The following is an 8,398-nucleotide window of genomic DNA, read 5'->3' on the forward strand; positions in this document are numbered from 1 at the left end:
AGGATGGTCCCCATGACCACCGGAACGCTCCTCGCCGTCTGTCGTGTGCACGAGCTCATGCCCACGAAGGACTCCACCGGTGTGACCGCCATCGACAAGCGGCCGGTCGAGGGTCCCGTCACCGTGCACCCGCTCGGTCTCACGGGGGACATCCAGGCCAGCAGGAAGCACCACGGCGGTCCCACGAAGGCCGTCTACGCCTACGCACAGGACGATGCCGACTTCTGGTCGGCAGAACTCGGGCGAGAGGTCACGCCCGGGCTGTTCGGCGAGAACCTCCGGGTCTCCGGCGTCGATGCCTCGCACGCGGTGATCGGTGAACGCTGGAGTGTCGGTGATCAGGTGGTGCTGGAAGTGACCATGCCCCGGACGCCGTGCGTGAACTTCGCGCGCTACCTGGGCGAGCGGTCGTGGGTCAGGCGTTTCGCCGAGGCCAACCGCGTGGGCACCTATCTCAGCGTCGTGACGAAGGGGATCATCTCGGCCGGGGACACCATCCGGGTCACGGAGGTCCCCGACCACGGCATCACCGCGGCGCAGGTCTACGCCGGCCTGTCGGAGGGGCAGGCGCAGTCCCTCCTCGGTGCCGCCGACTCGACAGGACTGAAGCTCACCCCCCAGGTGCGGAAGGCAGCGCTGCAGGCCCTGAGAGTGGCGTCGTTCGCCTGACGTGCCGAAGGTCACGCGCCCCATGTCGCCCTCCCGGCGCATGCGGGGGCCAGCATGCCGTAGACTTGGAACATCCCCCACACCGGTATTCCCTTTATTTCCGCCCCTCATCGGGCCGGATAGGTTGTGTTGGGGCTCGGAGCACAGACTCGCGAGCAGATTCATCAGGGAGCGCCGGCTAGAAGAAAAGTCACACATCACTGCTGTGAGAGCAGCGAACCACGTGTGGCGAGAAGTCCTGCCGCGGGATTGAAACAGTGCCGGATTTCTATGTTCATTCGGCACTCCGGGCTCCACCCCGTAGGGCCGACCGGCACCTACCTGGAGGATCCTTCCCGTGCCTGAAAACCTGTCCGAGCAGATCATCGACATCACTCCCGTCACCGAGGCGACCGCAGCGGCTCCCGCCGGCGCACCGGAGGACGACGACGTGAGCATCCGCTTCACCGAGCTCAACCTCGACGGCCGCATCCTCGCCGCCCTGACCGACCTCGGCTACGAGAAGCCGTCGCCCATCCAGGCGGCCACCATCCCCGCACTCCTCGAAGGCCGCGACGTCGTGGGCCTGGCGCAGACCGGTACCGGCAAGACCGCCGCGTTCGCCGTCCCGGCGCTCTCGAAGATGGCGGAGCTCGCCGACGTCAACGGCGGTCCCAGCAAGAACACGCAGGTCTTGGTGCTCGCACCGACCCGCGAGCTCGCGCTCCAGGTGGCCGACGCCTTCACGTCCTACGCCAAGCACATGGACGGTTTCACCGTCCTTCCCGTGTACGGCGGATCCCCGTACGGCCCGCAGCTCAACGGACTCCGCCGTGGCGCGCAGGTCGTCGTCGGAACGCCCGGGCGTGTCATCGACCACATCGAGAAGGGGTCGCTCGACCTGTCCAACCTCGAGTACGTGGTGCTCGACGAGGCCGACGAGATGCTCCGCATGGGCTTCGCCGAGGACGTCGAGAAGATCCTCTCCTCCACGCCCGAGGAGAAGCAGGTCGCCCTGTTCTCGGCGACCATGCCCCCGGCCATCCGCCGCATCGCCAAGAAGTACCTGAATGATCCGGCCGAGATCTCGGTCAAGGGTAAGACGACCACGGGCACCAACACGCGTCAGCGCTACCTGCAGGTCATGGGCCCGCACAAGCTCGATGCGATGACCCGCATCCTCGAGGTGGAGGACTACGACGGCATCATCGCCTTCGTCCGCACCAAGGCGGCTACCGAAGACCTGGCGGACAAGTTGCGTTCACGGGGCTTCTCGGCAGCAGCCATCAACGGGGACATCCCGCAGCAGCAGCGTGAGCGCACGGTCGAGGCCCTGCGTGACGGAAAGATCGACATCCTCGTCGCCACGGACGTCGCCGCCCGTGGCCTCGATGTGGAGCGTATCTCGCTCGTCGTGAACTACGACATCCCGAACGACACCGAGTCCTACGTCCACCGCATCGGCCGCACCGGCCGTGCAGGGCGCTCGGGTGACGCGATCCTCTTCATCACCCCGCGTGAGAAGTACCTGCTGCGGTCGATCGAGAAGGCCACGCGCCAGCCGGTCGAGCAGATGCAGCTGCCCTCCACCGCCAAGATCAACGAGCTGCGCCTCAGCAAGTTCGCGGACAAGATCACGCAGACGCTCGCCGGCAAGGACGTGGCCCTGTTCCGCGACCTCATCGCCACCTACGAGCGCGAGCACGACGTGCCCGCGACCGAGATCGCTGCCGCCCTCGCCGTCATGGCGCAGAACGGCCAGCCGATCCTCGTTCAGGACATCCCCGTCGCCCCCGCCGGACAGCGTGAGCGTGCCGAGGGTCGCAAGGACGCCTTCGGGTCCCGTGGCCCGACGCGAACCCTCACGGAGGGCAACGCCACCTACCGCATCGCGGTGGGACGTCGCCAGCGCGTGATGCCGGGTTCGATCGTCGGAGCCATCGCCAACGAGGGCGGGATCTCCTCCTCGCAGATCGGCGGCATCGACATCCGGGCCGACCACAGCCTCGTGGAACTCCCGGCGGACCTCTCGACCGATCAGCTGCGGGCTCTCTCCCGCACGCGAATCGGTGGCGAGCTGATCCACCTCGAGCTGGACAAGGGCCGCAAGCCCGCGGGCAACCGCGGCGCGGGCGAGTTCAAGAAGCCCTTCAAGAAGGACTTCCCGAAGCGCGACGGCGACACCCGCTTCTCGGGCGACGCCAACCGCAAACCACGCTCGAAGGGCGCGGGAGCAGGGGCCGGACGCTCCAGCGCCCAGTCCGAGCAGTGGTAGGAATCAGCTCGTAGAACCCCGTCGGACCCGTGCCTGGCACGGGTCCGACGCGGAACCGCGGTACCGGTCCTGAGTGCGGTCCACGATTTCGCACCAACGGTCGGGAACTGGTAAAGTTTCTTGCTGTTGCCCCCCTAGCTCAGTGGTAGAGCGCGTTCTTGGTAAGAACGAGGTCACCGGATCGATTCCGGTGGGGGGCTCGCAAATGAGGGGCCCGTGACGATCAGCCGATCGGTGCGGGCAGCCTCGTTTAGGGCGGTGTAGCTCAGCTGGTTAGAGCGCACGACTCATAATCGTGAGGTCCCGGGATCGAGTCCCGGCACCGCTACCTCGCAGGACAGGGAAGGCCCCGGAGCTTCGGCTCCGGGGCCTTCTGCGTCCACTCCACCGCGGCGTCAGCCCGCGGCGCTCTCCGCGTCCTCGGATGCCGGCGCGTCGCCCCTGAGGGCTGCGTCGCGATCCACCTGGCGGCGATCGAGCTCCTCGCGAAGATCATGGTGCCGGCCCTCCGTCTCCGCATCCACGTCACCGTCGCGGATGTACTGGAGATCCCGGTCACGGTGGTTCCTGCTGTTCAGGATGTCGAGGTCATCCCGATCGACGGACGAGAGGTCCTCGGGGAAGTCCTTCTCCGGGTCCAACCTGCTGCTATCACTCACGAACTGCCTCATTCACGCGCTCAACCCGATGTGCCCCTTCTTCTAGAGGCGAGACAGACAATACCGCAGCACTCCGACCCCGGCTGCACGCGTCGGCGGGACAGGGGGATCCACCCGCGTGGCTCCCTCCGCCCGGCAGCGCTACGGTGGCACGGTGGATGATCGACGGCAGGCCTGGCGGGTGACGGCGGTGCTGGTCGCCGCGACGGCGCTGATCGGCGGCTGCTCGGCGGCGGCCGACGTGCGGCCCTTCCCTGCGGGGGTGCCCTGGGACTACCAGCTCGGCGGATCCTATCCGCCCGCGGAGGGCACCGGCGTCGTCGTCCGGGAGCTGTCCGACGGACCGGCCGACGGTGTGTACTCGATCTGCTATGTCAATGCCTTCCAGACGCAGCCCGGCGCGTCCTCCGGGTGGCTGGCCGACGGCCTCGTCCTGACGATCGACGGCGAGCCGCTCGCCGACCCCGACTGGCCGGACGAGTACCTGCTGGACACGGGGACGGAGGCGAAGCGGACCGCCATCGCCGCCCGGACCGGAGCCGTCCTCAAGGAATGCGCGGACCGTGGCTTCGACGCCGTCGAACTGGACAATCTCGATTCCTACGTCCGGTCGGACGGGCTGCTCGTCCTCGACGACAACAGGGCGCTGGCGACGACGCTCGTGGCGGCGGCACAGGGGCTGGGGCTGCTGGTGGGCCAGAAGAACGCGGCGGAGGACACGGCGGAGCTCGCCGGCGTCGGTTTCGACTTCGCCATCGCCGAGCAGTGCGTGGAGTTCCGTGAGTGCGGGGAGTACGCGGCGCAGTACGGAGACGCGGTGCTCGCCGTCGAGTATCCGGGACCCACGGCGGACGCCTGTGCGGATGGGGACCGGCCATCGTCGACGGTGGTGCGGGACCGGGAGCTGTCGAGGCCCGGCGACGTCGGATATCTGTTCCGGAGGTGCTGACCGCGTCTGCAGCGATCCGCCCCGGGGCAGGGGAACGGCGGAGCCCGGCAGGTCCTCCTGCCGGGCTCCATGCGTTCGGGTGATGACTAGCGCTTGCCCTCGGCGGCGTCCTTGACGGACTGCGGGGTCGGGCGACCGAGTTGCTGGTCGAGGGCGACCCGCAGCCGGGCCTTGGCGGCCGTGACGCGCGGTGTGTCGGCCGGCCGTCGGTAGGTGCCCTCGGCAGGCGGAGGTGTCCGTGCTGGTGCCGTGTCGGTCATGCGACCCCTCCTTCCACTCGTCCCGCCTATTATCCGGTACCGCCGTCTGGCAGTCCAGCGCCCGCACCCTCGGGATCGGCCACGGGGTTGCCCACCCAGATCGCGTCCAGGATCAGCCGGTCCTCCTCGGTGGCCAGCTCGCTGTAGGACAGCTGCAGCAGCGCCTCGACACCCGCTTCCTGCCGTACCGGGTCGAGCGACGTCGCGGCGTCGATCGCCCACTGCGTCCGCCGCCACCACTCCGCACGGTCGTCCGCGCGCCGTCTCTGGTCGAGGGTGGCGCGGTCCGCCGCGGCGCGCTGGCGCAGGGTCGCGAATGCCGTCAGCGTCGCCAGCACCGCCGCGAGGAGGACGGCGAAGGGCGCGAGCGCACCGACGACCTCCCACCAGGACGGCCCGTCGGACACCAGGTCGACGACGATCGGATCCGGCGGCAGGGCGAGAGCTGGGGCGGACATGGCGCCAGCGTAGTCTCCGCCCCTGCCCTTCAGGGGCCCCTGCCGCATCCGGCCCGGGCGCCCGCGCCGATCAGCCCGTGCGCACCGCCAGGAGGACGGCATCGCTGATCGCGTGCTCGTGACCGTCGGGCGAGCGCTCGACGCGCGGACGGGACTCGCACACGCGGACATCCCAGGAGTCGTCGAGCAGGGCCGCGATCTCCTGGGCCGTGAAGTAGAGGTCGGCCTGGTGCGGCCGTCCTACCCCGGAGTGCAGGTCGGAGGGATCGTGCGCCACGATCAGCAGGGTCCCCCCGACGGCCACGCGGCTCGCGAGTTCCCCGAAGACCCGTGAGCGGTGCGGCTCGGGCAGGTGCATGAACTGGATCGACACGAGGTCGAGGTCGCGGGGCAGGTCCGGTGAGGCCAGGAGGTCCACCTGCTGCCAGTGCAGGCGATCCGCGAGGGACGGGTCGAGTGCCGCCGAGTGCGCCCGGGCCCGGTCCAGGGCGACCTCGGACACGTCGATCCCGAGGACGTCCCAGCCCTGATCGGCGAGCCAGGCGGCGTCCGCGCCCTCCCCGCAGCCGACGTCGAGCGCGGAGCCCGGCCGCAGGCCATCCACCTCGGCCACGAGATGCCGGTTCGGCTTCCCGCTCCAGATGCGGTCCCGCTGCCGGTACCTCTCGTCCCAGAACTCCTGCGTGTACTCAACCAGCACGGCGTACTCCTTCGTCCAGTGACTGCGTCGTCGCTCCCGCAGCGGCGCTGATGACCGCCCCATCATCCAACCCGTGGCGCCGGTCGCCAAGGACACCGGCCGAGACCTCGGCCTCCACCGCCGCGGAGAAGGGCCCGCTCCGGCCCTCGACCGCCCAGGCCGTCTCCTCCTCGATCAGGTGGGCGTTGATCATCGCCCCGGCCGTCATGCCCTCCGCGGCCGCGACGATCACCTGGGCCGAGACGTTCGAGACGTTCCCCGCCACGTAGACGCCCGGCACCGCCGTGGTGCCCATGGGGCCGGGTTCGAGGAAGGTGCCCATGCCCGTGGGGTGGTCCCGGAGCTCGAGGCCCAGCTCCTCGGCGAGTCCGCCCCGGGCGTTCATCCTGCTCCCGACGGCGAGGGCCTGGAGGTCGAAGCCCGTCCCGTCCGCCAGGGTCACCCCCGTCAGTCCGCCGTCGATCGAGTCCACGGAGGCGACGGCGCCGTCGACGACGCGCACGGACCGCGCCGCCAGTTTCTCCCACTCCTCGTCGGAGGGGATCAGCGTGTCGTTCAGGAAGAGGGTGATGTTCTCCGACCACTGCCTGAACAGGAGGGCCTGGTGCGCGGACAGGGCGCCGGTCGCGAGGATGCCGATGTTCTGCCCACGGATCTCGTAGCCGTGGCAGTAGGGGCAGTGCACGACGCCCGAGCCCCACTGCTCCCGGAGACCCGGGATGTCCGGGAGGCCGTCCTGCAGGCCCGTGGCCAGGAGGACCCGACGCCCCGTCACGGTCCGGCCGTCGTCGAGCTCCACCTCGAAGCCCTCGGCCACGCGGCGTGCACCGACTGCCTCGGCGGTCACGACGGCCGTCCCGTAGGCCTCCGCCTCGGCACGGCCGGCGGCGAGGAGGGCGAGAGGATTCATGCCCTCGCGCGAGAGGTACCCATGGACGCCGTCGGCGGGGGCGTTGCGGGGGGTACCGGCGTCGATGACGAGGACGCGGCGTAGCGCCCGGCCCAGCGTGACGGCGGCGCTCAATCCCGCTGCGCCGCCGCCGATCACGACGACGTCGTACCGGGCGCTGGGGGTGTCGATGGTGCGTGGCATGCGCGTTCTCCTTCGGAAGTACTGGTCCACCAAGCATCCGCAGTCACGACCAGAAGGGCAAAGTATCTTGCCGCTATGGCAAACTGGCAGCATGACGACTGAACTCGACGCGGTCCTCGGGGCCGTCGGACCCCGGCTCCGCGCCCTGAGGGCCCAGCGGAACCTGACCCTGACCGAGGTGTCCGCGGCGTCGGGCGTCTCCGTCAGTACCCTCTCGCGGCTCGAGGCGGGGCGGCGCCGCCCCAATCTCGAGCTGCTCCTGCCCATCGCAAAGCTCTACGGGGTGCCCCTCGACGACCTCGTGGGCGCACCCCCCACGGGGGACCCGCGCATCCACCTCCGTCCGATCGAGCACCGGGGGATCACGGCGATCCCGCTGACCAGACGACCGGGCGGGGTCCAGGCGTTCAAGATGGTGCTCGCCGGGGACGCGCGCGGCGCGGACCCGGACCCCCAGGTCCACGAGGGCTACGAGTGGCTCTACATCCTCAACGGGTCCCTGCGGCTCGTACTCGGGGAGAACGACTTCGTGCTCGGGCCCGGGGAGGCGGCAGAGTTCGACACGCACACGCCGCACTGGTTCGCCAGCGCCGACGGACGTACCGTGGAATTTATCAGCCTGTTCGGGAAGCAGGGGGAGCGGATGCATGTCAGGGCGCGTCCACAGCGCGCCGGCAGGGCCGGGACCACTTCATCGGCGTCCTTATAGGATGAGCGCAGTCGGAACGACTGACAGCGGCCCGTCGCAGGGCCGGCGGGGGAACGGAACACCAATGACGCAAGACCAGTCTGACTGGATGCCGGACGACGCCCCGGAGGGGGTGGGAGGCGCACGACGACGCCGGGACGCCTCGGACGCAGGCCCGCCCCGCTTCGTCGACCGTTTCGCTCCCGAGGACACGGTCGGCGCCGACGCCCCGACGGGCAGCGCCCCGCACCCCGACGACGACGTCGACCTGACGGTCCGTCGGGCACCGACCCCGACCACCCCCGCATCCTTCACGTCCCCCGCACCAGGCACGCCGGACGGTCCCACGCCGGACGGTCCCACGCCGGACGGTCCGCCGCCGGGCGCCAACGCGCCGTCCTCCGTGCGCGGACCCGCGGGGGTCCCGGTCTTCGAGGCGCCTGCCTCCGGGCCGGTCCGTATCTCGGTGTCCTCTCCCGGTCCGATCGGGGAGCCGGCACCAGGTGCTGCGAGGGATGGCGGGATGGTCCCGGATCCGACCCCCACCGGCCCCCAGCCGACTGCGCCCGGTCGTCCTGCCACGGGACCGGACGCCGAGAACTCCTCGGTCTCCCCGGCGGAGTTCCCGGTACCGCAGCCGCTCCCGGTGCCCCCGGCGTCCCCCGGCC

Annotated in this window: 9 protein-coding genes, 2 tRNA genes and 1 pseudogene; 7 read left to right on the plus strand and 5 right to left on the minus strand. The window is 70.2% G+C overall.

Annotation, left to right across the window (positions count from 1 at the left end; all coding sequences use genetic code 11):
• The first annotated feature begins 12 nt into the window (after positions 1-12).
• The 4 genes from ACTIMO_RS16085 (at position 13) to ACTIMO_RS16100 (ending at position 3,251) form a co-directional block, all read left to right on the plus strand.
• On the plus strand, positions 13-669 hold the full coding sequence (locus ACTIMO_RS16085; protein ID WP_448183037.1) for an MOSC domain-containing protein: 657 nt from the start codon (positions 13-15) through the stop codon (positions 667-669).
• 337 nt (positions 670-1,006) lie between these two features.
• Positions 1,007-2,923, plus strand: a complete 1,917-nt coding sequence (locus ACTIMO_RS16090) for a DEAD/DEAH box helicase (protein WP_448183038.1) — start codon at positions 1,007-1,009, stop codon at positions 2,921-2,923.
• A 128-nt stretch (positions 2,924-3,051) separates the two neighbouring features.
• Positions 3,052-3,123, plus strand: a tRNA-Thr gene (locus ACTIMO_RS16095).
• Positions 3,124-3,177: 54 nt separating this feature from the next.
• Positions 3,178-3,251: transfer RNA gene (locus ACTIMO_RS16100), tRNA-Met, on the plus strand.
• A gap of 67 nt (positions 3,252-3,318) precedes the next feature.
• Here ACTIMO_RS16100 and ACTIMO_RS16105 read toward each other — a convergent pair.
• Complete coding sequence (locus ACTIMO_RS16105; protein ID WP_152812481.1) at positions 3,319-3,582, minus strand: hypothetical protein; 264 nt, start codon at positions 3,580-3,582, stop codon at positions 3,319-3,321.
• A 118-nt stretch (positions 3,583-3,700) separates the two neighbouring features.
• Between ACTIMO_RS16105 and ACTIMO_RS16110 the strand changes: the two genes are divergently transcribed.
• Positions 3,701-4,531: an endo alpha-1,4 polygalactosaminidase gene (locus tag ACTIMO_RS16110; protein WP_448183039.1), complete on the plus strand. Its 831-nt coding sequence runs from the start codon at positions 3,701-3,703 to the stop codon at positions 4,529-4,531.
• Between the two features lie 86 nt (positions 4,532-4,617).
• On the opposite strand, the gene ACTIMO_RS16115 is transcribed toward ACTIMO_RS16110, so the two are convergent.
• The 4 genes from ACTIMO_RS16115 to ACTIMO_RS16130 all read right to left on the minus strand — a co-directional run bounded on the left by ACTIMO_RS16115 (position 4,618) and on the right by ACTIMO_RS16130 (position 7,042).
• Positions 4,618-4,791 carry a hypothetical protein gene (locus tag ACTIMO_RS16115; RefSeq protein WP_448183040.1) on the minus strand — a complete coding sequence of 58 codons (174 nt, stop codon included), beginning with the start codon at positions 4,789-4,791 and terminating at the stop codon, positions 4,618-4,620.
• 29 nt (positions 4,792-4,820) lie between these two features.
• Entirely contained in the window at positions 4,821-5,249 is a 429-nt protein-coding gene (locus tag ACTIMO_RS16120; RefSeq protein ID WP_448183041.1) for a hypothetical protein, read from the minus strand.
• A gap of 70 nt (positions 5,250-5,319) precedes the next feature.
• Complete coding sequence (locus ACTIMO_RS16125; RefSeq protein ID WP_448183042.1) at positions 5,320-5,949, minus strand: class I SAM-dependent methyltransferase; 630 nt, start codon at positions 5,947-5,949, stop codon at positions 5,320-5,322.
• Positions 5,939-7,042 (minus strand): NAD(P)/FAD-dependent oxidoreductase, encoded by a 1,104-nt coding sequence (locus tag ACTIMO_RS16130; protein WP_448183043.1) that lies wholly within the window; start codon positions 7,040-7,042, stop codon positions 5,939-5,941. Before ACTIMO_RS16130 ends, ACTIMO_RS16125 begins: the two co-directional genes overlap by 11 nt.
• 91 nt (positions 7,043-7,133) lie before the next feature.
• Between ACTIMO_RS16130 and ACTIMO_RS16135 the strand changes: the two genes are divergently transcribed.
• Positions 7,134-7,751 carry a helix-turn-helix domain-containing protein gene (locus ACTIMO_RS16135; RefSeq protein ID WP_448183044.1) on the plus strand — a complete coding sequence of 206 codons (618 nt, stop codon included), beginning with the start codon at positions 7,134-7,136 and terminating at the stop codon, positions 7,749-7,751.
• Between the two features lie 64 nt (positions 7,752-7,815).
• Positions 7,816-8,398: pseudogene (locus ACTIMO_RS16140) on the plus strand (hypothetical protein); the annotation flags it as partial.

It is taken from the genome of Arthrobacter sp. CP30 (assembly GCF_053470025.1).

What these genes read in the sequence shown, in the direction of transcription:
- ACTIMO_RS16085 (WP_448183037.1), top strand. Translation starts at nt 13, where the DNA reads ATGACCACCGGAACGCTCCTCGCCGTCTGTCGTGTGCACGAGCTCATG.
- ACTIMO_RS16115 (WP_448183040.1), bottom strand. Translation starts at nt 4,791, where the DNA reads ATGACCGACACGGCACCAGCACGGACACCTCCGCCTGCCGAGGGCACC.
- ACTIMO_RS16120 (WP_448183041.1), bottom strand. Translation starts at nt 5,249, where the DNA reads ATGTCCGCCCCAGCTCTCGCCCTGCCGCCGGATCCGATCGTCGTCGAC.
- ACTIMO_RS16130 (WP_448183043.1), bottom strand. Translation starts at nt 7,042, where the DNA reads ATGCCACGCACCATCGACACCCCCAGCGCCCGGTACGACGTCGTCGTG.
- ACTIMO_RS16135 (WP_448183044.1), top strand. Translation starts at nt 7,134, where the DNA reads ATGACGACTGAACTCGACGCGGTCCTCGGGGCCGTCGGACCCCGGCTC.